This window comes from Pseudotamlana agarivorans, assembly GCF_018860245.1.
GTDB lineage: Bacteria > Bacteroidota > Bacteroidia > Flavobacteriales > Flavobacteriaceae > Pseudotamlana > Pseudotamlana agarivorans_A.
This window is the reverse complement of record NZ_JAHKPD010000007.1, coordinates 124,334-146,636: the sequence shown is the minus strand read 5'-3', so window position 1 is coordinate 146,636 and position 22,303 is coordinate 124,334. Positions and strand designations below refer to the sequence as shown.

Below are 22,303 nucleotides of genomic sequence, written 5' to 3'. Positions count from 1 at the left end.
AGAAAATGAGTCAAAAAATCAGAATAAAATTAAAGTCTTACGATCATAACTTAGTAGATAAGTCTGCTGATAAGATTGTAAAAACAGTAAAAAGTACTGGAGCTGTTGTAACGGGACCAATTCCATTACCAACTCACAAGAAAATTTTCACTGTATTACGTTCTCCACACGTAAACAAGAAATCTAGAGAACAATTTCAATTAAGCTCTTACAAGCGTTTACTTGATATTTACTCTTCATCTTCAAAAACGATTGATGCTCTAATGAAATTAGAGTTACCAAGTGGTGTAGAAGTAGAAATTAAAGTATAAGTATACTCGAAAGTGTAAACTTTTATGAGTACTTAATAAATTAAGCATCAGGATAAGCAATTATCTTGATGCTTTTTTCATGTTAGGAGGTTTTGTCCCGTGTTTATTGGTGTTTTGCCATAAATTCAATCAAATTTTTAGGTTTGTAATTCAATAAATACCGATTAAAAAAACAAGACAAAAGACACTAAATGTGTGGCTATAAAGAATTTATGCCGAATTATTTGATAATCATTTTTTTAAACCAAAATAAAAGGCTACATTTGCACTCCTAAAATATGGGGTTTAAGCTCATATTTACATGTCCCACCAATGCGGTTGCGGGAAAAACGGCAAAAAATACACTTCAAGGCTGAAACGTATTTTTCAGCCTTGAATGTTTTTAATAAATAGTAAATCATTAATAAATAATTAAATATGTCTGGGTTAATTGGAAAGAAAATCGGTATGACCAGCATCTTCGATGAAAACGGGAAGAACATTCCTTGTACAGTAATCGAAGCTGGACCATGTATCGTTACCCAAGTCAGAACTGAGGAAGTTGACGGTTATAGTGCTGTACAACTTGGTTTCGATGACGCGACAGAAAAAAGCGCTACTAAAGCTGACTTAGGTCATGCTAAAAAAGCGGGTACTTCTGTTAAGCGTAAAATCGTTGAATTCAAAGGTTTTGATGCGGAGTACAAATTAGGAGATGCCATTACTGTTGAACATTTCGCTGAAGGTGAATTTGTTGACGTAGCTGGAACATCTAAAGGTAAAGGATTTCAAGGTGTTGTAAAACGTCATGGTTTCGGTGGTGTAGGTCAAGCTACTCACGGTCAACATAACCGTTTAAGAGCGCCAGGATCTATTGGTGCTGCGTCTTACCCTGCAAGAGTTTTCAAAGGAATGAAAATGGCAGGAAGAATGGGTGGAGACACAGTTAAAGTTCAAAATTTAAGAGTTTTAAAAGTAGTTACTGAAAAGAACTTACTTGTTGTTAAAGGGTGTGTACCTGGACACAAAAACGCTTATGTAATTATTAGAAAGTAATGAAAGTAGCAGTTTTAGATATAAACGGAAAAGACACAGGTAGAAAGGCAGACCTTTCTAAAGATGTGTTTGCTATTGAGCCTAATAATCACGCTGTATATTTGGATGTTAAACAATATTTAGCAAACCAAAGACAAGGAACTCACAAATCGAAAGAGAGAGCTGAGATTTCTGGATCTACACGTAAGATTAAAAAGCAAAAAGGAACTGGTACAGCAAGAGCAGGTAGTATTAAGTCAGGTGTATTTAAAGGTGGTGGGCGTATGTTTGGTCCAAGACCAAGAAACTACAGCTTCAAACTTAATAAAAACTTAAAGCGTTTAGCGCGTAAGTCTGCCTTAAGTATCAAAGCAGGAGAAAAATCAATTACAGTTTTAGAAGACTTTAATTTTGATTCTGTAAAAACAAAAAACTTTACAGCTGTTTTAAAAGCTTTAGAGCTTGAAAACAAAAAAACTTTGTTCGTATTAGGTGCTGCAAATAACAATGTTTATTTAGCGTCTCGTAATGTACAACGTACAGAGGTTATTACTGCTTCAGAATTGAGCACTTACAAAATCCTAAATGCAGGACAAGTTGTTTTATTAGAAGGAGCATTAGCAGGAATTGAAACAAACTTAAGTAAATAAGAAACAGATGAGTATCTTAATTAAACCTATAATCACAGAAAAAGCGACTGCAAATAGCGAGTTAAGAAATTGCTATACTTTCGCAGTGAACACTAAGGCGAACAAGGTAGAAATCAAAAAAGCGGTGGAAGCTGCTTATGGTGTTTCTGTTGAAAAAGTTCGTACTATAAATGTCCGTCCAGATCGTAGTACCAAGTTTACTAAAACTGGTATTCAACATGGTAAAACAAATGCCGTTAAAAAAGCAATTGTACAACTGGCGGAAGGTGAAATGATTGATTTATACAGTAACATGTAATTAAAGACAAATGTCAGTAAGAAAATTAAAACCAATCACCCCAGGACAGCGTTTTAGAGTAGTAAATGGATACGATGCCATTACTACTGATAAGCCGGAAAAGAGTTTACTCGTTCCGAACAAAAGATCTGGTGGTAGAAACAGTGAAGGAAAAATGACTATGCGCTACATTGGTGGTGGTCATAAAAGAAAGTATCGTATTATCGATTTTAAAAGAGACAAAGGGGGAATCCCTGCTGAAGTAGCTTCAATCCAATACGATCCAAACAGAACAGCTTTTATTGCATTATTGAATTATCAAGATGGCGAGAAAAGATACATTATTGCTCAAAATGGTTTACAAGTTGGACAAAATGTAGTATCTGGTCAAGAAGGAATTGCTCCAGAAATTGGAAATGCAATGCCGTTAAGTGAAATTCCATTAGGAACTATTATTTCTTGTGTAGAGTTACGTCCAGGACAAGGAGCTGTTATGGCTCGTAGTGCTGGTGCTTTTGCTCAGTTAATGGCAAGAGATGGTAAGTTTGCAACAGTAAAGTTACCATCAGGTGAAACAAGATTAATTCTTGCTAACTGTATGGCTACTATAGGTGTTGTTTCTAACTCAGACCACCAATTATTAGTTGGAGGTAAAGCAGGTAGAACAAGATGGTTAGGTAGAAGACCAAGAACTAGACCAGTTGTAATGAATCCAGTTGATCACCCAATGGGTGGTGGTGAAGGTAAATCTTCAGGTGGACATCCTCGTTCTAGAAACGGTATTCCAGCTAAAGGTTACAGAACCCGTTCTAAGACTAAAGCAAGTAATAAATATATTGTAGAACGTAGAAAGAAATAAGACATGGCAAGATCATTAAAAAAAGGACCTTACGTTCATTATAAATTAGAAAGAAAAGTTGCTGTTAATGTTGAAGGAAACAAAAAAACAGTAATCAAGACTTGGTCAAGAGCAAGTATGATTACTCCAGATTTTGTTGGACAAACAATTGCAGTACACAATGGCCGTCAATTTGTTCCAGTATATGTTACTGAGAACATGGTAGGTCATAAATTAGGAGAATTTTCACCAACACGTTCATTCCGTGGACATGCAGGTGCTAAAAATAAAGGTAAAAAGTAGTAAGCTATGGGAAGTCGTAAAAAACAAATGGCAGACGCTATTAAGGAAGGTAAAAAGCAAGTAGCTTTCGCTAAACTTAATAATTGTCCTACATCACCGAGAAAAATGCGTTTAGTAGCCGATTTAGTAAGAGGTGAAAAAGTTGAACATGCACTAAATATCTTAAAATTCAACCAAAAGGAAGCTTCTGGGCGTTTAGAGAAATTGTTATTGTCTGCAATTGCAAACTGGCAAGCTAAAAACGAAGAAGGAAACATCGAAGAGGCTGGATTAATAGTAAAAGAGATTAGAGTTGATGGCGGATCAATGTTAAAGAGATTACGTCCAGCACCTCAAGGTCGTGCACACAGAATTAGAAAACGTTCAAACCACGTAACAATCGTTGTTGGAGCTAAAAATAACACACAAAGCTAAGATAGAAGTATGGGACAAAAAACAAATCCAATCGGAAATCGCTTAGGTATTATCAGAGGATGGGAATCTAACTGGTACGGAGGTAATGATTATGGAGATAAGCTTGCCGAAGACGATAAAATTAGAAAATACGTTCACGCGCGTTTATCTAAAGCTAGTGTTAGTAGAGTAATTATCGAAAGAACTTTAAAACTTGTAACCGTTACTATCACAACTGCAAGACCTGGTATTATTATCGGGAAAGGTGGTCAAGAGGTAGACAAGTTAAAAGAAGAACTTAAGAAAATTACTGGAAAAGAAGTTCAGATTAATATTTTTGAAATCAAAAGACCTGAACTTGATGCATTTTTAGTAGGATCAAGCATCGCTCGTCAAATTGAAAATAGAATTTCATACAGACGTGCAATCAAGATGGCTATTGCTGCTACAATGCGTATGAATGCTGAAGGAATTAAAATCCAAATTAGTGGGCGTTTAAATGGTGCTGAAATGGCACGTTCTGAGCACTACAAAGAAGGACGTATTCCTTTATCAACCTTCAGAGCCGATATTGATTATGCTTTAGTTGAGGCACACACTACTTATGGTAGATTGGGTGTTAAAGTATGGATCATGAAAGGTGAAGTATATGGTAAAAGAGAACTTTCTCCGCTTGTTGGTTTATCTAAGAAGCAAGGAAAAGGTGGAGCCGGAGGACGTGGTGGAAACAAATCTAACCCTCGTCGTAGAAAGTAATTTTTTATAAAGTAAAGAAAAATGTTACAGCCTAAAAGAACAAAATTTCGTAAACAACAAAAAGGACGTATGAAAGGTCTCTCTGGTAGAGGACACCAACTTTCAAATGGTACTTTTGGAATAAAAGCAATAGACGCAACTTTTATAACGTCACGTCAAATTGAAGCAGCACGTATTGCCGCTACACGTTACATGAAAAGAGAAGGTCAGTTATGGATTAAAATATTTCCAGACAAGCCTATCACAAAGAAACCTCTTGAAGTACGTATGGGTAAAGGTAAAGGTGCCGTTGAGTATTGGGTAGCCGTTTGTAGACCAGGTCGTGTTTTATTTGAAATAGGTGGTGTGCCTTTAGACGTTGCAAAAGAAGCATTACGTTTAGCAGCACAAAAACTACCTGTAAAAACTAAGTTTTTAATCGCTAGAGATTACGAAGCATAATTTATTTGATATTATGAAACAATCAGAAATTAAAGAATTATCTGTAGCTGAGTTACAAGAGAAACTTAGTGAAACAAAAAAGAGTTATTCAGACCTAAAATTGGCTCATGCAATATCTCCTTTAGAAAATCCAATTCAATTACGTTCAGTAAGAAGATCTGTAGCTAGAATTGCGACCGAATTAACTAAAAGAGAATTACAATAATTCTGCCGAAAAGATGGAAACAAGAAATTTAAGAAAAGAACGTATAGGAGTTGTTACTAGTAACAAAATGCAAAAATCAATAGTTGTTGCAGAGGTTAAAAAAGTAAAACACCCTATGTATGGTAAGTTCGTGTTGAAAACGAAAAAATACGTTGCACACGATGAAACAAACGATTGTAATATTGGAGATACAGTAAAGATCATGGAAACAAGACCTTTAAGTAAATCTAAATGTTGGAGATTAGTAGAAATCCTAGAAAGAGCTAAATAATTATGTTACAGCAAGAATCAAGAATAAAAGTAGCAGACAATACAGGAGCAAAAGAAGTTTTGGTTATCCGTGTATTGGGAGGTACTAAAAGAAGATACGCTTCTGTAGGAGACAAAATAGTTGTTTCTGTGAAAGATGCAACGCCTAATGGAAACATTAAGAAGAAAGCAGTTTCTACAGCAGTTGTTGTGCGTACCAAGAAGGAAGTAAGAAGACCAGACGGATCTTATATAAGATTTGATGATAATGCTTGTGTATTATTAAACCCAACGGGTGAGATGAGAGGTACACGTGTATTTGGTCCTGTTGCTAGAGAGCTTCGTGATAAACAATTCATGAAGATTGTATCATTAGCACCAGAGGTGCTTTAATACATAATAAGTAAGATGACAAAGCTTAAAATAAAAACTGGAGATACTGTAAAAGTAATCGCTGGAGATCACAAAGGATCTGAAGGTGTTGTACAAAAAGTATTAATAGAAAAGAACAAAGCGATTGTTGAGGGTGTAAACATGGTTAAGAAACATACTAAACCAAGTGCACAAAATCCTCAAGGTGGAATCGTAGAGAAAGAAGCAGCTATTCATATTTCAAACTTATCATTGTTAACTTCAAAAGGAGAAACAACTAGAGTTGGATATAGAGTAGAAGGCGATAAAAAAGTAAGATTTTCAACAAAATCTAATGAAGTAATATAGTTATGGCATATTCACCTAGACTTAAAGAAGAGTATAAAGGCAAAGTAATTGCAGCTCTTACAGACGAATTTGGATATAAGAATGTTATGCAAGTTCCTAAACTTACTAAGATAGTAATATCTAAAGGTGTTGGAGCAGCGGTAGCAGACAAAAAGTTGATTGATTATGCAGTTGAAGAATTAACAACTATATCTGGACAAAAAGCAATATTTACTTTATCTAAGAAAGATGTTGCATCATTTAAATTACGTAAAGGGATGCCAATTGGGGCAAAAGTAACTTTACGTGGTGATAACATGTATGAATTTTTAGACCGTTTAGTAACTTCTGCACTTCCACGTGTTAGAGATTTTAACGGTATAAAAGCAACAGGTTTCGATGGTAGAGGTAATTACAACTTAGGAATTACCGAACAAATTATCTTCCCAGAAATAAACATTGACAAAGTCAACAAAATTTCAGGAATGGATATTACATTTGTAACCACAGCAGATACTGATAAAGAAGCAAAATCATTATTAACCGAATTAGGATTACCTTTTCAAAAGAACTAAGATATGGCTAAAGAATCAATGAAAGCCCGTGAGGTAAAAAGATCAAAAACAGTAGCAAAATATGCTGAGAAACGTAAAGCTTTGAAAGAAGCTGGAGATTACGAAGCATTACAAAAGTTACCTAAAAATGCATCTCCTATTCGTCAGCATAATAGATGTAAATTAACAGGAAGACCAAAAGGGTATATGAGAACTTTCGGGATCTCTCGTGTAACTTTTAGAGAAATGGCTAATCAAGGTCTTATCCCTGGAGTAAGAAAAGCTAGTTGGTAATATTATTTAAATAATCAGATTTAAGGTTCGATCTCGATAATTATTGAGACGAAAACCAAAATCACAAAATCAATTCATTATGTACTCAGATCCAATTGCGGATTATTTGACAAGAATTAGAAACGCGGTGCGTGCTAACCACAGAGTGGTAGAGATTCCAGCATCTAATTTGAAAAAAGACATAACTAAAATTTTATTCGAACAAGGATACATTTTAAGTTATAAATTTGATGATTCTTCAGTACAAGGGACTATTAAAATAGCGCTTAAGTACAACAAAGAAACAAAAGAACCAGTAATCAAGAAACTTCAAAGAATTAGTACTCCAGGTTTACGTCAGTATTCTGGATCTAAAGATTTACCTAGAATCCTTAATGGTCTTGGTATTGCTATCGTTTCAACTTCTCACGGAGTTATGACAGGCAAACAAGCTAAAAGAGATAACGTAGGTGGTGAAGTTTTATGTTACATATACTAATTTAAAGCCAGAAAGAAATGTCAAGAATAGGAAATAATCCAGTAGCCATTCCAGAAGGTGTAACAGTAGATGTTAAAGATAGCGTTGTTACTGTAAAAGGAAAATTAGGTGAATTAACACAAAATTTCGACACTGTTGGAATTAAGGTGGAAGATGGAAATGTTTTAGTAACACGTTCTTCTGATCTTAAAGATCAAAAAGCCAAACACGGTTTATACAGATCTTTAATGAATAATATGATTGAAGGTGTATCTAAAGGATGGACAAAAGAACTTGAATTGGTTGGTGTAGGTTATAGAGCATCTAACCAAGGTCAAAAATTAGATTTAGCTTTAGGATTTTCTCACAATATCATTTTAAACATTGCTCCAGAAGTTAAGGTTGAAACGATTTCTGAAAAAGGAAAGAATCCAATCATAAAACTAACATCATTCGATAAACAACTTGTTGGTCAAGTAGCGGCAAAAATTCGTGGTTTCAGAAGACCAGAGCCTTATAAAGGTAAAGGAGTTAAGTTCGTAGGTGAGGTAATAAGAAGAAAAGCAGGTAAATCAGCTTAATAATTAAGTTATGGCATTGACAAAGAACGAAAGAAGACTAAGAATAAAAAACAGAATCCGTAAGGTTGTTTCTGGTACAGAAGCAAGACCACGATTAGCTGTTTATAGAAGTAATAAAGAAATTTATGCTCAAATAGTTGATGATGTTACTGGTAATACTATCAGTGCAGCATCTTCAAGAGATAAAGACATTAGTTCTGCAAAAGCAACTAAATCTGAAGTAGCTAAATTAGTAGGTAAAGCACTTGCTGAAAAAGCTTTAAAAGCTGGTGTAGAAACGATCTCTTTCGATAGAGGTGGTTACTTATACCACGGTAGAGTTAAATCATTAGCTGAAGGAGCTAGAGAAGCAGGACTTAAATTCTAAGAAATTATGTTTCAAAAATATAAAAGTGCAGAGTTAGTAAAACCAGGTGGATTAGATCTTAAAGATCGTTTAGTTGGTGTACAGAGAGTTACAAAAGTAACTAAAGGTGGTAGAGCATTTGGTTTTTCAGCAATTGTAGTGGTTGGTGATGAAGCAGGTGTTGTAGGACAAGGTTTAGGTAAATCTAAAGATGTTGCTAGTGCGATTGCAAAGGCAGTAGAAGATGCTAAGAAAAACCTAGTTAGAATTCCTATTATTAAAGGAACTTTACCACATGAGCAAAAAGGTAAATACGGTGGAGCTAGAGTAAATATTATTCCTGCTGCTCCTGGTACAGGTGTAATTGCCGGTGGTGCTGTAAGAATTGTGTTAGAGGCAGTTGGTGTACACGATGTATTATCTAAATCTCAAGGTTCGTCAAACCCGCATAACGTAGTAAAAGCAACTTTTGATGCTTTATTACAATTAAGGGATGCAAACGTTATCGCTAAAGATAGAGGTATTTCACTTGAACAGGTTTTTAACGCTTAATATAGACAGAGATGGCAAAGATTAAAGTAACAAAAGTTAAAAGCGCAATCAATCGCCCACAAAGACAAAAGAGAACTTTAGTAGCTCTAGGTCTTAACAAGATTGGTCAAGTAAAAGAGCATGAAGCTACACCAAATATTCTTGGTATGGTTGCTAAAGTTTCACATTTAGTTTCTGTAGAAGAAGCTTAAAAATATAAACTGAAAAATGGATTTAAGTAATTTAAAACCTGCAGAAGGTTCAGTAAAAAACCAAGGGAAGAGAATAGGTAGAGGACAAGGTTCTGGAAAAGGTGGTACGGCAACTCGTGGTCACAAAGGAGCTAAATCTCGTTCTGGTTATTCTAAGAAACTAGGATTTGAAGGTGGTCAAATGCCGCTTCAAAGACGTGTTCCTAAGTTTGGTTTTACTAACATTAACCGTGTTGAATATCAAGGTATCAATTTAGATACTTTACAACAATTGGCTGATGATAAGAAAATTGGAGATACTGTCGATTTTGAAACATTATTCACTAACCGTTTAATCGGAAAGAATGATCTAGTTAAAATATTAGGTCGTGGTGAATTAAAAGCAAAATTAAAAGTATCTGCTCATAAGTTTACTGCTTCAGCAAAAGCTGCTATTGAAGCTGCTGGCGGAGAAGCTGTAACTATATAATACTCATTTTAAGTATGAAATTTATAGAATCAATTAAGAATGTTTGGAAAATAGAGGAACTAAGAAACAGAATAGTGGTAACACTAGGTCTGTTATTAGTTTATCGTTTTGGTGCTCAAGTAGTATTACCTGGTATTGATGCGGCGCAATTAGGAGGTTTAGCTGATAAAACAGACGGAGGTTTGTTAGGTTTGCTTAATGCTTTTACTGGTGGTGCTTTTGCTAATGCTTCGGTTTTCGCTCTAGGTATTATGCCTTACATTTCTGCTTCTATTGTGGTTCAGCTAATGGGTATTGCAATTCCTTACTTGCAAAAATTGCAAAAAGAGGGTGCTAGTGGACAGAAGAAAATTAATCAGATTACGCGTTGGTTAACAATCGCAATTTGTTTATTACAAGCTCCTGGCTATTTAGCAAGTTTACCTGCATTAGGTATTCCTCAAAGTGCATTTTTATTAGGGACAGGACCATTATTCTATTTTTCTTCAATATCAATCTTAGTAACGGGATGTATTTTCGCTATGTGGTTGGGAGAGAAAATTACCGATAAAGGTATTGGTAATGGTATTTCTTTATTAATTATGGTTGGTATCATCGCTACTTTACCTCAAGCATTTTTACAAAATGCAGCTACCCGATTAGAAGGTGGTGGAAATGGTGGTTTAATGATGGTGTTAATTGAATTTGTTATCTGGTTCGTTATCATATTAGCTGCAATAATGCTAGTTATGGGAGTGAGAAAGATTGCTGTACAGTACGCTAGAAGAACAGCTTCTGGTGGTTACGAAAAAAGCGCTATGGCAGGTTCAAGACAATATATTCCATTAAAGCTTAATGCTTCTGGAGTTATGCCAATTATTTTTGCACAGGCAATAATGTTTGTTCCAGGTTTAATTGGAGGTTCTTCTTTCTTAAAGGAGACTACTACTGGAGCTTGGTTACAAACTAATTATTCTGACATGTTCGGATTTTGGTACAACGTTACATTTGCTTTATTAATTATTGTATTCACATACTTTTATACGGCAATAACGGTTCCTACTAATAAAATGGCAGACGATTTAAAACGAAGTGGTGGTTTTATTCCTGGTATTCGTCCAGGATCTGAAACATCGGAGTATTTAGACAGAATTATGTCTCAAATTACTTTACCTGGTTCTATCTTTTTAGCACTTATTGCTATCTTTCCAGCGCTTATTGTTAAGCTTATGGGAGTTCAGCAAGGATGGGCTTTATTTTTCGGAGGTACGTCGTTATTAATTATGGTTGGAGTTGCAATTGACACAATGCAACAAATAAATTCTTATTTGTTGAATAGACACTATGACGGTTTGATGAAGACAGGTAAAAATAGAAAAGCAGTAGCTTAATTATTATACTATGGCAAAACAAGCAGCAATAGAACAGGACGGAACAATTATAGAGGCATTATCTAATGCGATGTTTCGTGTTGAATTAGAAAACGGTCACATTGTGACTGCTCATATCTCTGGGAAGATGCGCATGCATTACATTAAATTGTTACCAGGAGATAAAGTAAAATTAGAAATGAGTCCTTACGATTTAACTAAGGCTCGAATAACTTATAGATACTAATACGATGAAAGTAAGAGCTTCAGTTAAAAAAAGAAGTGCAGATTGTAAAATCGTGCGTAGAAAGGGTAGACTTTACGTGATAAACAAAAAGAATCCTAGATTTAAACAAAGACAAGGGTAATTATGGCAAGAATTGCAGGTGTAGACATACCAAAAAACAAAAGAGGAGTTATCTCTTTAACCTATATCTACGGAATAGGAAGAAGTAGAGCAAAAGAAATTTTAGCTGAGGCTAAAGTAGACGAAAGTACAAAAGTTCAAGACTGGAACGATGATCAGATTGCTGCGATTCGTGAAACAGTTGGATCTTTCACTATCGAAGGTGAATTACGTTCTGAAATGCAATTGAACATTAAGCGATTAATGGATATTGGATGTTACAGAGGTATTCGTCATAGATCGGGACTTCCATTAAGAGGACAACGTACTAAGAACAACTCTAGAACGAGAAAAGGTAGAAGAAAAACGGTTGCTAACAAGAAGAAAGCAACTAAGTAATAATTAGTCCCGATAAATATCGGGATAGTCTTTAGTATTTAGACGTTGGAAGGAATCTGTTTGAAATTACGGTTTAGGATTCTAGCGACTATCACTAAAACTAAGCACTAGAAAATATGGCAAAGACAAGCACAAAAAAACGTAAAGTTATTGTGGAATCTGTTGGTGAAGCTCACGTAACAGCATCTTTCAATAACATTATTATTTCACTTACTAACAAAAAAGGAGACGTTATTTCATGGTCTTCTGCTGGTAAGATGGGATTTAGAGGTTCTAAGAAAAATACACCTTACGCTGCTCAATTGGCTGCTGAAGATGCTGCAGGTGTAGCATCAGAAGCTGGATTGAAAAAAGTAAAGGTTTATGTTAAAGGACCAGGAAATGGTAGAGAATCTGCTATTCGTTCTATCCACAATGCTGGAATTGAAGTAACAGAGATTATCGATGTTACTCCATTACCACATAATGGATGTCGTCCTCCAAAAAGAAGAAGAGTTTAATCACGTTTTAATTAACGCGATTTAAATAAAGCAAGTTTTAAAATTAATATCATCTGTTTTCAGATGGTATTAATTTTTTGTGTAAATTTGCAAACTGAAAAAATTAACAAGTATCAACCGAGAGATCAAAAGATTATCGAAGGATAAGATTAAGACCTTAATTCATAATCACTCTCTAAATTAAATTATTATGGCAAGATATACTGGTCCTAAAACTAAAATAGCTCGTAAATTTGGCGAAGCTATCTTCGGAGAAGACAAATCTTTCGAAAAAAGAAATTACCCTCCTGGGCAACACGGAAACAACAGAAGACGTGGTAAGAAATCTGAATACGCAATCCAATTAGAGGCGAAACAAAAAGCTAAATATACTTACGGTATTTTAGAACGTCAATTTAGAGGATTGTTTAAAAAAGCTAGAGCTGCACAAGGTATTACTGGTGAAGTTTTACTTCAATTATGTGAGTCTCGTTTAGATAATGTAGTATTCAGAATGGGGATTGCTCCTACAAGAAGTGCTGCTAGACAATTAGTATCTCACAGACACATTACCGTAAATGGTGAATTGGTAAACATTCCATCTTACCAATTATTAGCTGGTGATGTTGTTGCTGTTAGAGAAAAATCTAAATCTCTTGAAGCTATCGCAAGTTCACTTTCTAACTCAAGTACAGTTTATGAGTGGATTACTTGGAATGATGATACAAAACAAGGGACTTATGTTTCTGTTCCTGCTAGAATCCAGATTCCAGAAAATATCAACGAACAATTTATCGTAGAATTATATTCTAAATAATATTAATCATATTGGTATCTGGCCAAAGGGTTTATTTGACTTCTTCAAACTTATAAACCGCGCAACCTGATAACAATTAAAACGAAGAAAAAATTATGGCAGTATTTAATTTTCAAAAACCAGACAAAGTAATCATGATTGATTCTACTGATTTCGAAGGTAAATTCGAATTCAGACCATTAGAACCAGGTTACGGTCTAACTGTTGGTAATGCTTTAAGAAGAGTTTTATTATCTTCTTTAGAAGGTTTTGCTATCACATCAGTTAGAATTGAAGGTGTTGATCACGAGTTTTCAGCAATTGCTGGAGTAGTAGAAGATGTTACAGAAATCATCTTAAACTTAAAACAAGCACGTTTTAAAAGACAAATTGAAGATATTGATAATGAATCAATTTCTATTTCAATCTCTGGTCAAGATAGAATTACAGCTGGCGATTTTCAAAAATTTATCTCTGGTTTCCAAGTGTTAAATACAGAATTAGTAATCTGTAACTTAGATCCTAAAGTTAACTTTAACATGGAAATCACAATTGAAAAAGGTAGAGGATATGTTCCTGCAGAAGAAAATAAAAAAGCTTCAGCACCAATTGGAACTATTTTTACTGATTCAATTTATACACCAATAAAAAACGTTAAGTATAGTATTGAAAACTATCGTGTTGAGCAAAAAACTGATTATGAAAAATTAGTTTTTGAAATTATTACTGATGGTTCAATTTCTCCACAAGACGCTTTAACAGAAGGTGCAAAAACATTAATTCACCACTTCATGTTATTCTCAGATGAGCGTATCACTTTAGAGGCCGATGAAATTGCACAAACTGAAACTTATGATGAAGAATCACTTCACATGAGACAGTTGCTTAAAACGAAGTTAATCGATATGGATTTATCTGTTCGTGCGCTTAATTGTTTAAAAGCTGCTGAAGTTGATACTTTAGGTGACTTAGTATCATTCAATAAAAATGATTTAATGAAATTCAGAAACTTTGGTAAAAAATCTTTAACTGAGCTTGAAGAGCTTGTTAATGTTAAAGGTCTTAATTTCGGAATGGACTTAAGCAAATATAAATTAGATAAAGATTAACAAATCATAGTTTGCTCCTCAGAAGTGAGTTGTAGCAAGATGATTAAATTTAAATGTCATGAGACACGGAAAAAAAGTAAACCACTTAGGTAGAAAAACAGCTCACAGAAAAGCCATGTTGGCTAATATGGCATGTTCATTAATTGAACATAAACGTATCAATACAACTGTAGCAAAAGCAAAAGCGTTAAAGCAATTTGTTGAGCCAATGATCACTAAGTCTAAAGTAGATACAACTCACAACAGACGTATTGTGATGGCTAACCTTAGACAAAAAGATGCAGTTGCTGAATTGTTTAGAGATGTTGCTGCTAAAATAGCAGACAGACCAGGAGGTTACACTAGAATTATTAAACTAGGAAATCGTTTAGGTGATAACGCTGATATGGCAATGATAGAATTAGTTGATTATAACGAAATCTACAACGCTGATAAAGCTAAGAAGAAGACAACAAGAAGAAGTAGAAGAGGTGGTTCTAAACCAGCTGAATCTGCTGCTGTTGAAACTAAAGCTTCAAACGAAGAGGAATAAATGATGATTAGCATTTAAAATATAAAGGATAAACTATTTTAGTTTATCCTTTTTTTTGCGCAATTTTGTAAAACTTTTTTCCTGAGCAGTCAGGAAGCTCATAAGAATCATATGAAATATCAAAAAAGACAAAAAGCCATCGTTCTTTTAGCAGATGGTACTATTTTTCACGGTAAAGCAGTGGGTAACAAACAAGGAACTTCATTTGGTGAAGTTTGTTTTAATACTGGTATGACTGGTTACCAAGAAATTTTTACGGACCCTTCTTATTACGGTCAATTAATGGTAGCGACCAATGCACATATTGGTAACTATGGAACTAATGTAGATGAAGTAGAATCTGATTCTATCAAAATTTCAGGATTAATTGTAAAGAATTTTAGTTACGATTATTCAAGAGATAATTCTGATGCATCATTAGAGGAATTTCTTGATAAAAATAATTTGTTAGCCATTTCTGATGTTGATACGAGAGCTTTAGTAAGTTATATTAGAGATAATGGCGCTATGAACGCTGTTATTTCTACCGAAGTAGATAACGTCGAAGGTTTAAAGAAGCAACTGGCAGAAGTGCCAAATATGGAAGGTTTAGAGTTGGCATCTCAAGTGTCAACTAAAGAAGCATACTACTTTGGTGATGAAAATGCGACTTATAAAGTGGCCGCTTTAGATATTGGAATAAAAAAGAATATCTTAAGAAATATAGCTAAAAGAGATGCTTACATAAAAGTGTTTCCATACAATGCATCTTTTGAAGATTTAGAAGCATTTAATCCAGATGGCTATTTTTTATCTAACGGTCCTGGAGATCCAGAACCTTTGGTAGAAGCCCAGCAAGTAGCTAAAGAAATTATAAAAAGAGATTTACCTTTATTTGGTATCTGTTTGGGTCATCAAGTTATCGCGCGTGCTAATGGTATTTCAACTTATAAAATGCACAATGGCCATAGAGGGATTAATCACCCGGTTAAAAATATGATAACTGGTAAAGGTGAGATCACTTCTCAAAATCATGGTTTTGCTGTAAATAGAGAAGAAGCGGAAGCGCATCCAGATCTAGAAGTTACCCATGTACATTTAAATGACGATACGGTAGCTGGTTTAGCTATGAAGAGCAAAAACTGTTTTTCTGTTCAATATCACCCAGAGGCGAGCCCTGGGCCACACGATTCAGACTATCTATTTGATCAGTTTATAGAAAATCTTAAAAAATAAAGATTTTAAATCCCAATAATAGGCAACTGTTATTGGGATTTTCTTTTACTAAAACGTTGTAGAGTTTTTTATGTTAAATTCTTCATCTTTTTGTGAAGAAAAACAAGATTTAGCCGTAAATTTGAAATAATATAAAGTTTTAAAATAAAGCAATTATGAGTATAATAATCAATGTCCACGCTAGACAAATTTTAGATTCAAGAGGTAATCCAACTGTTGAAGTTGACGTAGTAACAGAGAATAATATTTTAGGTAGAGCTGCTGTACCATCAGGAGCATCAACAGGAGAGCATGAAGCCGTAGAATTACGTGACGGTGGAGATACTTATATGGGTAAAGGTGTTCTTAAGGCTGTAGATAATGTAAACTCTATAATTGCTGAAGAACTTTTAGGAGTTTCCGTTTTTGAACAAAACCTTATCGATAAAATTATGATCGATTTAGATGGTACTGCTAACAAATCCAAATTAGGAGCTAATGCAATCTTAGGTGTTTCTTTAGCAGTTGCTAAAGCGGCGGCTAACGAATTAAACATGCCATTATATAGATATGTAGGAGGCGTTTCTGCAAACACCCTTCCGGTACCAATGATGAACATCATCAATGGTGGGTCTCATAGTGATGCGCCAATCGCATTCCAAGAGTTTATGATTATGCCTGTGAAAGCTAAAAACTTTACACATGCTATGCAGATGGGAACCGAAATTTTCCATAATCTTAAAAAAGTATTACACGATAGAGATTTAAGTACTGCTGTAGGTGATGAAGGTGGATTTGCTCCAAACTTACCAGGAGGAACTGAAGATGCCTTAGATACTATTGCAAAAGCTGTAGCAAATGCAGGTTATAAATTTGGTGATGAAGTAATGATCGCTTTAGATTGTGCTGCCGCTGAATTTTTTGTTGATGGTAAATATGATTACAAGAAGTTTGAAGGTGATACAGGTGTTATAAGAACCTCTAAAGAACAAGCAGAGTATTTAGCTGAATTAGCTGGAAAATACCCAATTATCTCAATTGAAGATGGTATGGATGAAAACGACTGGGAAGGTTGGGCACATTTAACTGAATTGATTGGTGATAAAGTACAATTAGTTGGTGATGATTTATTTGTAACTAATGTAGAGCGTTTATCAAGAGGAATTGATGAAGGTATTGCAAACTCAATTCTAATTAAAGTAAACCAAATTGGTTCTTTAACTGAAACTATCGCAGCAGTAAACATGGCTAAGAATGCAGGGTATACTTCTGTAATGTCTCACCGTTCTGGAGAAACTGAAGATAATACTATTGCAGATTTAGCAGTAGCATTAAACTGTGGTCAAATTAAAACAGGTTCTGCATCTCGTAGTGACCGTATGGCGAAATACAACCAACTTCTTAGAATTGAAGAAGAATTAGGTGAAGTTGCTTTTTTTCCACAAGAGAAAGCATTTAAAATTAAATAAGAATATTTAATTAAATTATATATAAAAAAGCGATTATTATTTTAATAATCGCTTTTTTATTTAACATCTATTTTGTCAATTTGTGAATTACTTAAAACATTCTAAATTATCCTTCTAAATAAGGCGATATATTTCATAAATTAGCGTTCCGCAAAAAAACAAATTAAATTCACGTTATAGTATGGCAGATAAAGCTACCATTGAAATTGATGGTAAAAAATACGATTTTCCTTTAGTAAAAGGAACAGAAAATGAAGTTGGAATAGACATTACAAAACTAAGAACCTCAACCGATGATAGTGTGATTACATTAGATCCTGGGTATAAAAACACAGGTGCTTGTGAAAGTTCTATTACGTTTTTAGATGGTGAAAAAGGAATTTTAAGATATCGTGGTTATTCTATTGATGAAGTAGCTGAAAATGCAGATTTTTTAGAAGTAGCTTATTTGTTAATTTTTGGAGAGCTTCCAACAAAAGAACAAAATGATAAGTTTCATGACGATATTAAAGCGCAATCTTTTGTAGACGAGGATGTAAAGAAAATTATAGAGGCTTTTCCAAAGTCTGCACACCCAATGGGGATTATTTCTTCTTTAACCAGTGCCTTAACAGCCTTTAACCCGTCTTCTGTGAATGTTGATTCTGAAGAAGATATGTATAAATCGGTAGTAAGAATTTTAGCTAAAATGCCTGTTCTTGTTGCTTGGACTTATAGAAAAAAGGCAGGATTACCTTTAGATTACGGTGACAACTCATTAGGTTATGTAGAAAACCTACTTAAAATGATGTTTAAAAAACCTAACGGTGAGTATGTGCAAAATAGAGTGTTAGTTGATGCTTTAGATAAGTTATTAACGTTACACGCAGATCATGAGCAAAACTGTTCTACATCTACTGTAAGAATCGTAGGTTCATCTCACGCCGGGTTATTTGCTTCTATTTCAGCAGGTATTTCAGCATTATGGGGGCCACTTCACGGTGGAGCAAACCAAGCTGTATTAGAAATGCTAGAAGCTATTCAAGCAGATGGTGGAGACACTAAAAAATACATGGCTAAAGCTAAAGATAAAAACGATCCTTTCCGTTTAATGGGATTCGGACATCGTGTTTATAAAAACTTCGATCCTCGTGCAAAAATCATCAAGAAATCTGCCGATGATGTATTGAGCGATTTAGGTATTGAAGATCCTATTTTAGACATTGCTGAAGGACTTGAAAAAGAAGCTTTAGCAGATCAATACTTCGTAGATAGAAAATTATATCCTAACGTAGATTTCTACTCTGGAATTATCTACAGAGCTATGGGAATTCCAACGGATATGTTTACCGTAATGTTCGCAATAGGACGTTTACCTGGTTGGATCGCACAATGGAGAGAAATGCGTTTAAAGAAAGAGCCTATCGGAAGACCGAGACAAATTTATACTGGAGCAACTGCAAGACCGTTTGTACCAGTTGATGAGAGATAATAATCTCAAATAGTTTATATAAAGTTAAGTTTCACAGTTTTCTGTGGAACTTTTCTTTTTTACAGCAATACCATATAAATTAATCAATGCCCCATTATTTCGTTTAATTATACTAGTTTTGAAACATTAAAATTTAATCACTTTTATTCGTTCAGTACATGCTTAAATTAAACATCCAAAATGAAACGTCTAGATTACGGGCGGTGGTTTTAGGAACAGCCGAAAGTAATGGTGCTATTCCTGCAGTTAAAGATTGCTATGATCCTAAAAGTGTTGAACATGTTCAAGCGGGAACTTATCCGATTGAAGCAGATATGGTTCGAGAAATGGAAGAAGTTCTGGCTGTTTTTGAAAAGTATGACGTTTCGGTTTATAGACCAGAGGTGATAAAAAATTGCAATCAGATTTTCTCAAGGGATATCGCTTTTGTTATTGAAGACAAAATTATAAAATCAAATATTCTACCTAATAGAGAGGAAGAAGTTGAAGCCATTCAATATTTATGGAATCAAGTTGATCCCGAATACCGAATCATTCTCCCTGATGAATGTCATGCAGAAGGTGGTGACGTGATTCTTTGGGATGATTATATTTTTATAGGAACTTATTCAGGAGAAGATTATCCCGATTTAATTACCGCTAGAACAAATCTCGATGCGGTGATTGCTATACAAGAATTATTTCCAGAAAAAACGGTGAAGGCCTTCGAGTTGCGAAAATCGAATACCAATGCCAAGGAAAACGCTCTGCATTTAGACTGTTGTTTTCAACCTATCGGAAATGACAAAGCCATTATTCATAAAAACGGATTCTTAATTGAAAGTGAATATGAATGGTTGGTTGAATTTTTCGGAAAAGACCATATTTTCGAAATAACTAAAGATGAAATGTACCATATGAATAGTAATATTTTTTCAATTTCAGAAGAAGTTATTATTTCAGAAAAAAGCTTTACAAGATTAAATACTTGGTTACGAGACAAAGGCTTTATAGTAGAAGAAGTATCCTATGGCGAAATAAGTAAGCAAGAAGGTTTACTACGTTGTTCAACTTTACCATTAATTAGAGATTGATTTTAATACCTTAAGCTATGCAACAAACAACAGATACCATTTTAATGATTCGTCCTGTAAATTTTAGGATGAATGAGCAAACGGCGGTTAATAACTTTTACCAGCAAGTTTTAGGAAATACATTACCTGAAACAGTCAATTTGAAGGCTCAGCAAGAGTTTGATGCTTATGTTGAAAAACTTAGAGCTGTGGGTGTGCAGGTTATTGTAGTAGATGATACTAAGGAAACTGATACGCCAGATGCTATATTCCCAAATAATTGGATTTCCTTTCATGAAAATGGAGACATTGGATTGTACCCCATGTTTGCTGAAAATAGACGTCTTGAACGTAGAGAAGATATCCTCGAAACCTTAGAAGATGAAGGTTTTTTGATAAATAATGTGATCGATTATACTAGTGCCGAAGATGAGGGAATATATTTGGAAGGTACAGGGAGTCTTATTCTAGATCGTGTAAATAGAAAGGCTTACTGCGGCTTGTCGTCACGTGCCGACGAGGATTTATTTATCGAATTCTGTGAAGATTTCGAATATACACCAGTAATTTTTACTGCTTATCAAACGGTCGATGAGCAACGAAAAGCGATTTATCACACCAATGTTATGATGTGTGTTGGTGAAACTTTTGCAGTTGTTTGTTTAAGTAGTATTGATGACAAAAAAGAACGTAAATCTTTAGTGAAGCACTTGAAGGAAGATGGCAAACAAATTATTGATATTACCGAAGCTCAAGTAAATAGTTTTGCTGGTAACATGTTACAAGTAAAAGGAACTAATGAGGTCTCATATTTAATTATGAGTCAGTCTGCTTATAATTCATTATCAGGATCTCAAATTTCTACTCTAGAAAAACACACGAAGCTTTTATACAGCGCTTTGGAAACGATTGAGGTTTGTGGTGGTGGAAGTGCCCGTTGTATGATGGCAGAAGTATTTTTGCCTAAGGAAAAATAGGCAAGTACGTTCATATACTCTAGTATTAAGTTTTATAGCGTTAATGAACTACGATTTTTTTCTTATCTTATAAAGGTAATTAATTGATATTTAACACCTTTAATCTTTTTGTGAAACCTAATGCTATAAAAATATCGAAAATAGTTGCAGACACTTGTTCTGGTTTAGATAAAACCAATTATGTAGTTTGTTGGATTAAAGACGAAGTTCTACAGCTTGAAATTGATCGGGTTATATATAAAAATGTTTCTAATTCTATTTTTTTCCTAAACCCGATCCATGAATGGGAAATCTTAAAAAAGGGAAATACGTTTTCTTCAGGTTATATTCTGTATTTGAGTCATGAAGTTTTAGATAGTCCTGTTTTAAGTCATCTTCACATTAATAAAGTGCGGTTATTTAGTTCAGACGATATCCCGTTATTTAAGTTAAGCCCTGGCATAGAAAAAAGAACACAAGCGATTCTTGAAATGATAGATGAACTTTTGGGTTCGCATCTAAACCATAAGGATGAAGCGATATTGTCATTATTGAATACTTTTTTTGTGTATTGTGATGGGCAATGCAACATCAAGTCGGTAGTTTCAAAAAATAACGCGAAGAGTCATATAGTATATCGTTTTAAAAAACTTGTAGATAGCCATGTGTGTGACTATCATGAAGTTTCTGAATATGCAAATATGCTTAATATTACTTCTAAATATCTCAACGAATGCGTTAAAGAAGTGCTATATGTTGGCGCAAAAAATATAATTATAGAGCAGTTATTAATGCGTTCTAGGCATGCTCTCAAATTCTCAAATAAAACGATTAAAGAAATTAGTTTTGAATTGGGCTTTTCTTCTCCCGACTACTTTAGTTACTTCTTCAAAACGCATACCGAGATGAGTCCTTCAACACTTCGTAAATCTTAATACAGTTGTAAAGTGTTAAAATATAAGGTATTACCGTAATTTTCATATGGCCTTGATCACTTTTTCATTATAAATTGCAATAAAAATAACGTCATGGATAGAAAACAATTTATAGTTGCAACAGGAGCGGGAGTTGGTTTTGCTCTATTCCCAGGTTTGGTACAATGTCAAAGTGATTCGTTAAAAGCGTACGAAAAAATCACTTCAAAGATTGTAAAAGATACTGAAGGAGAAATATTAAATGTGATTGGAGATATTCAAACGCATAAATTAATAGGAAGTGATACTGGTAATCAAATTGTAGAATGGGTTGATAATGTTGCTCCGGGGGTTGGTATACCACCCCACGTTCATAGTAAGGAAGATGAAATATTCCGTGTGATAAAGGGTAAAGTTGAAATTATGGTTGCTGGAAAGTCTACGGTTTTAGACCCTGGAGACATTGCTTTTGCTCCCAAAGAGATACCACACGGTTGGAAAGTTGTTGGTACAGAAAAAGCAAAAATGATAACCACGGCTTTTCCTGCGGGTATAGAATACATGTTTGAGAAGCTTGCTCAACTTCCAGCAGGACCTCCAGATTTTGAAAAGGTTACAAGTATTTGTGCAGAACACGGGGTGCATTTTGTTTAACGG

Annotated in this window: 36 protein-coding genes; all 36 read left to right on the top strand. The window is 34.5% G+C overall.

Going from position 1 to position 22,303, the window contains the following annotated elements; genetic code table 11:
• The first annotated feature begins 5 nt into the window (after positions 1–5).
• The 36 genes from rpsJ to KO493_RS01945 all read left to right on the top strand — a co-directional run bounded on the left by rpsJ (position 6) and on the right by KO493_RS01945 (position 22,300).
• Positions 6–311 carry a 30S ribosomal protein S10 gene (gene rpsJ, locus KO493_RS02120; RefSeq protein WP_007650482.1) on the top strand — a complete coding sequence of 102 codons (306 nt, stop codon included), beginning with the start codon at positions 6–8 and terminating at the stop codon, positions 309–311.
• Between the two features lie 417 nt (positions 312–728).
• Positions 729–1,346, top strand: coding sequence for a 50S ribosomal protein L3 (gene rplC, locus KO493_RS02115; RefSeq protein ID WP_216066284.1), 618 nt, complete (start codon positions 729–731; stop codon positions 1,344–1,346).
• On the top strand, positions 1,346–1,975 hold the full coding sequence (gene rplD / locus KO493_RS02110) for a 50S ribosomal protein L4 (protein ID WP_150939562.1): 630 nt from the start codon (positions 1,346–1,348) through the stop codon (positions 1,973–1,975). The genes rplC and rplD overlap by 1 nt, the downstream gene beginning before the upstream one ends.
• 7 nt (positions 1,976–1,982) lie before the next feature.
• Positions 1,983–2,273, top strand: coding sequence for a 50S ribosomal protein L23 (gene rplW, locus KO493_RS02105; protein ID WP_216066283.1), 291 nt, complete (start codon positions 1,983–1,985; stop codon positions 2,271–2,273).
• A gap of 10 nt (positions 2,274–2,283) precedes the next feature.
• Positions 2,284–3,111 carry a 50S ribosomal protein L2 gene (rplB, locus tag KO493_RS02100; RefSeq protein WP_216066282.1) on the top strand — a complete coding sequence of 276 codons (828 nt, stop codon included), beginning with the start codon at positions 2,284–2,286 and terminating at the stop codon, positions 3,109–3,111.
• Positions 3,112–3,114: 3 nt separating this feature from the next.
• Positions 3,115–3,393: a 30S ribosomal protein S19 gene (gene rpsS, locus KO493_RS02095; protein ID WP_150939558.1), complete on the top strand. Its 279-nt coding sequence runs from the start codon at positions 3,115–3,117 to the stop codon at positions 3,391–3,393.
• Positions 3,394–3,399: 6 nt separating this feature from the next.
• A complete protein-coding gene (gene rplV / locus KO493_RS02090; RefSeq protein WP_216066281.1) occupies positions 3,400–3,807 on the top strand; it encodes a 50S ribosomal protein L22 in 408 nt (135 codons plus the stop codon).
• A gap of 9 nt (positions 3,808–3,816) precedes the next feature.
• Positions 3,817–4,542 carry a 30S ribosomal protein S3 gene (gene rpsC / locus KO493_RS02085; RefSeq protein ID WP_068602672.1) on the top strand — a complete coding sequence of 242 codons (726 nt, stop codon included), beginning with the start codon at positions 3,817–3,819 and terminating at the stop codon, positions 4,540–4,542.
• Positions 4,543–4,563: 21 nt separating this feature from the next.
• Positions 4,564–4,983, top strand: coding sequence for a 50S ribosomal protein L16 (gene rplP / locus KO493_RS02080; protein ID WP_216066280.1), 420 nt, complete (start codon positions 4,564–4,566; stop codon positions 4,981–4,983).
• 13 nt (positions 4,984–4,996) lie between these two features.
• Positions 4,997–5,188 (top strand): 50S ribosomal protein L29, encoded by a 192-nt coding sequence (gene rpmC, locus KO493_RS02075; RefSeq protein ID WP_150939552.1) that lies wholly within the window; start codon positions 4,997–4,999, stop codon positions 5,186–5,188.
• A 13-nt stretch (positions 5,189–5,201) separates the two neighbouring features.
• Positions 5,202–5,459, top strand: a complete 258-nt coding sequence (gene rpsQ / locus KO493_RS02070) for a 30S ribosomal protein S17 (protein ID WP_019386276.1) — start codon at positions 5,202–5,204, stop codon at positions 5,457–5,459.
• Positions 5,460–5,461: 2 nt separating this feature from the next.
• The gene (rplN, locus tag KO493_RS02065; protein ID WP_069831953.1) at positions 5,462–5,830 is read left to right on the top strand and encodes a 50S ribosomal protein L14; all 369 of its coding nucleotides are present in this window, start codon (positions 5,462–5,464) and stop codon (positions 5,828–5,830) included.
• 15 nt (positions 5,831–5,845) lie between these two features.
• Positions 5,846–6,157 carry a 50S ribosomal protein L24 gene (gene rplX / locus KO493_RS02060; RefSeq protein WP_150939550.1) on the top strand — a complete coding sequence of 104 codons (312 nt, stop codon included), beginning with the start codon at positions 5,846–5,848 and terminating at the stop codon, positions 6,155–6,157.
• Between the two features lie 2 nt (positions 6,158–6,159).
• Positions 6,160–6,711, top strand: coding sequence for a 50S ribosomal protein L5 (gene rplE / locus KO493_RS02055; RefSeq protein ID WP_216066279.1), 552 nt, complete (start codon positions 6,160–6,162; stop codon positions 6,709–6,711).
• A gap of 3 nt (positions 6,712–6,714) precedes the next feature.
• Positions 6,715–6,984, top strand: coding sequence for a 30S ribosomal protein S14 (rpsN, locus tag KO493_RS02050; protein ID WP_042499141.1), 270 nt, complete (start codon positions 6,715–6,717; stop codon positions 6,982–6,984).
• Positions 6,985–7,063: 79 nt separating this feature from the next.
• Complete coding sequence (gene rpsH, locus KO493_RS02045) at positions 7,064–7,462, top strand: 30S ribosomal protein S8 (protein WP_216066278.1); 399 nt, start codon at positions 7,064–7,066, stop codon at positions 7,460–7,462.
• 17 nt (positions 7,463–7,479) lie between these two features.
• Complete coding sequence (gene rplF, locus KO493_RS02040; RefSeq protein WP_216066277.1) at positions 7,480–8,022, top strand: 50S ribosomal protein L6; 543 nt, start codon at positions 7,480–7,482, stop codon at positions 8,020–8,022.
• Positions 8,023–8,032: 10 nt separating this feature from the next.
• A complete protein-coding gene (rplR, locus tag KO493_RS02035; protein WP_216066276.1) occupies positions 8,033–8,389 on the top strand; it encodes a 50S ribosomal protein L18 in 357 nt (118 codons plus the stop codon).
• 6 nt (positions 8,390–8,395) lie between these two features.
• Positions 8,396–8,920, top strand: a complete 525-nt coding sequence (gene rpsE / locus KO493_RS02030) for a 30S ribosomal protein S5 (RefSeq protein ID WP_216066275.1) — start codon at positions 8,396–8,398, stop codon at positions 8,918–8,920.
• An 11-nt stretch (positions 8,921–8,931) separates the two neighbouring features.
• The gene (gene rpmD / locus KO493_RS02025) at positions 8,932–9,111 is read left to right on the top strand and encodes a 50S ribosomal protein L30 (protein ID WP_150939535.1); all 180 of its coding nucleotides are present in this window, start codon (positions 8,932–8,934) and stop codon (positions 9,109–9,111) included.
• Positions 9,112–9,127: 16 nt separating this feature from the next.
• Positions 9,128–9,580, top strand: a complete 453-nt coding sequence (gene rplO / locus KO493_RS02020; protein ID WP_194766091.1) for a 50S ribosomal protein L15 — start codon at positions 9,128–9,130, stop codon at positions 9,578–9,580.
• A gap of 14 nt (positions 9,581–9,594) precedes the next feature.
• Entirely contained in the window at positions 9,595–10,950 is a 1,356-nt protein-coding gene (gene secY / locus KO493_RS02015) for a preprotein translocase subunit SecY (RefSeq protein WP_216066274.1), read from the top strand.
• 10 nt (positions 10,951–10,960) lie between these two features.
• Positions 10,961–11,176 (top strand): translation initiation factor IF-1, encoded by a 216-nt coding sequence (gene infA, locus KO493_RS02010; protein WP_007094967.1) that lies wholly within the window; start codon positions 10,961–10,963, stop codon positions 11,174–11,176.
• Between the two features lie 4 nt (positions 11,177–11,180).
• Positions 11,181–11,297, top strand: coding sequence for a type B 50S ribosomal protein L36 (gene ykgO, locus KO493_RS02005; RefSeq protein WP_013305171.1), 117 nt, complete (start codon positions 11,181–11,183; stop codon positions 11,295–11,297).
• 2 nt (positions 11,298–11,299) lie between these two features.
• Positions 11,300–11,674 (top strand): 30S ribosomal protein S13, encoded by a 375-nt coding sequence (gene rpsM / locus KO493_RS02000; protein ID WP_216066273.1) that lies wholly within the window; start codon positions 11,300–11,302, stop codon positions 11,672–11,674.
• Positions 11,675–11,790: 116 nt separating this feature from the next.
• Entirely contained in the window at positions 11,791–12,174 is a 384-nt protein-coding gene (rpsK, locus tag KO493_RS01995) for a 30S ribosomal protein S11 (protein WP_150939526.1), read from the top strand.
• A 190-nt stretch (positions 12,175–12,364) separates the two neighbouring features.
• Complete coding sequence (rpsD, locus tag KO493_RS01990; protein WP_216066272.1) at positions 12,365–12,970, top strand: 30S ribosomal protein S4; 606 nt, start codon at positions 12,365–12,367, stop codon at positions 12,968–12,970.
• Positions 12,971–13,065: 95 nt separating this feature from the next.
• Positions 13,066–14,058 carry a DNA-directed RNA polymerase subunit alpha gene (locus KO493_RS01985; protein WP_216066271.1) on the top strand — a complete coding sequence of 331 codons (993 nt, stop codon included), beginning with the start codon at positions 13,066–13,068 and terminating at the stop codon, positions 14,056–14,058.
• Between the two features lie 58 nt (positions 14,059–14,116).
• A complete protein-coding gene (gene rplQ / locus KO493_RS01980; RefSeq protein WP_216066270.1) occupies positions 14,117–14,590 on the top strand; it encodes a 50S ribosomal protein L17 in 474 nt (157 codons plus the stop codon).
• 111 nt (positions 14,591–14,701) lie between these two features.
• Positions 14,702–15,805 carry a glutamine-hydrolyzing carbamoyl-phosphate synthase small subunit gene (gene carA, locus KO493_RS01975; protein WP_216066269.1) on the top strand — a complete coding sequence of 368 codons (1,104 nt, stop codon included), beginning with the start codon at positions 14,702–14,704 and terminating at the stop codon, positions 15,803–15,805.
• 155 nt (positions 15,806–15,960) lie between these two features.
• Positions 15,961–17,253: a phosphopyruvate hydratase gene (gene eno / locus KO493_RS01970; RefSeq protein WP_216066268.1), complete on the top strand. Its 1,293-nt coding sequence runs from the start codon at positions 15,961–15,963 to the stop codon at positions 17,251–17,253.
• A 181-nt stretch (positions 17,254–17,434) separates the two neighbouring features.
• Complete coding sequence (locus KO493_RS01965; protein WP_216066267.1) at positions 17,435–18,724, top strand: citrate synthase; 1,290 nt, start codon at positions 17,435–17,437, stop codon at positions 18,722–18,724.
• A gap of 158 nt (positions 18,725–18,882) precedes the next feature.
• Positions 18,883–19,797, top strand: coding sequence for a dimethylarginine dimethylaminohydrolase family protein (locus tag KO493_RS01960; protein ID WP_216066266.1), 915 nt, complete (start codon positions 18,883–18,885; stop codon positions 19,795–19,797).
• Positions 19,798–19,814: 17 nt separating this feature from the next.
• Positions 19,815–20,753, top strand: a complete 939-nt coding sequence (ctlX, locus tag KO493_RS01955; RefSeq protein WP_216066265.1) for a citrulline utilization hydrolase CtlX — start codon at positions 19,815–19,817, stop codon at positions 20,751–20,753.
• Between the two features lie 83 nt (positions 20,754–20,836).
• Entirely contained in the window at positions 20,837–21,667 is an 831-nt protein-coding gene (locus KO493_RS01950) for a helix-turn-helix domain-containing protein (RefSeq protein ID WP_252723134.1), read from the top strand.
• A gap of 93 nt (positions 21,668–21,760) precedes the next feature.
• On the top strand, positions 21,761–22,300 hold the full coding sequence (locus tag KO493_RS01945) for a cupin domain-containing protein (protein ID WP_216066264.1): 540 nt from the start codon (positions 21,761–21,763) through the stop codon (positions 22,298–22,300).
• Positions 22,301–22,303 lie beyond the last annotated feature (3 nt).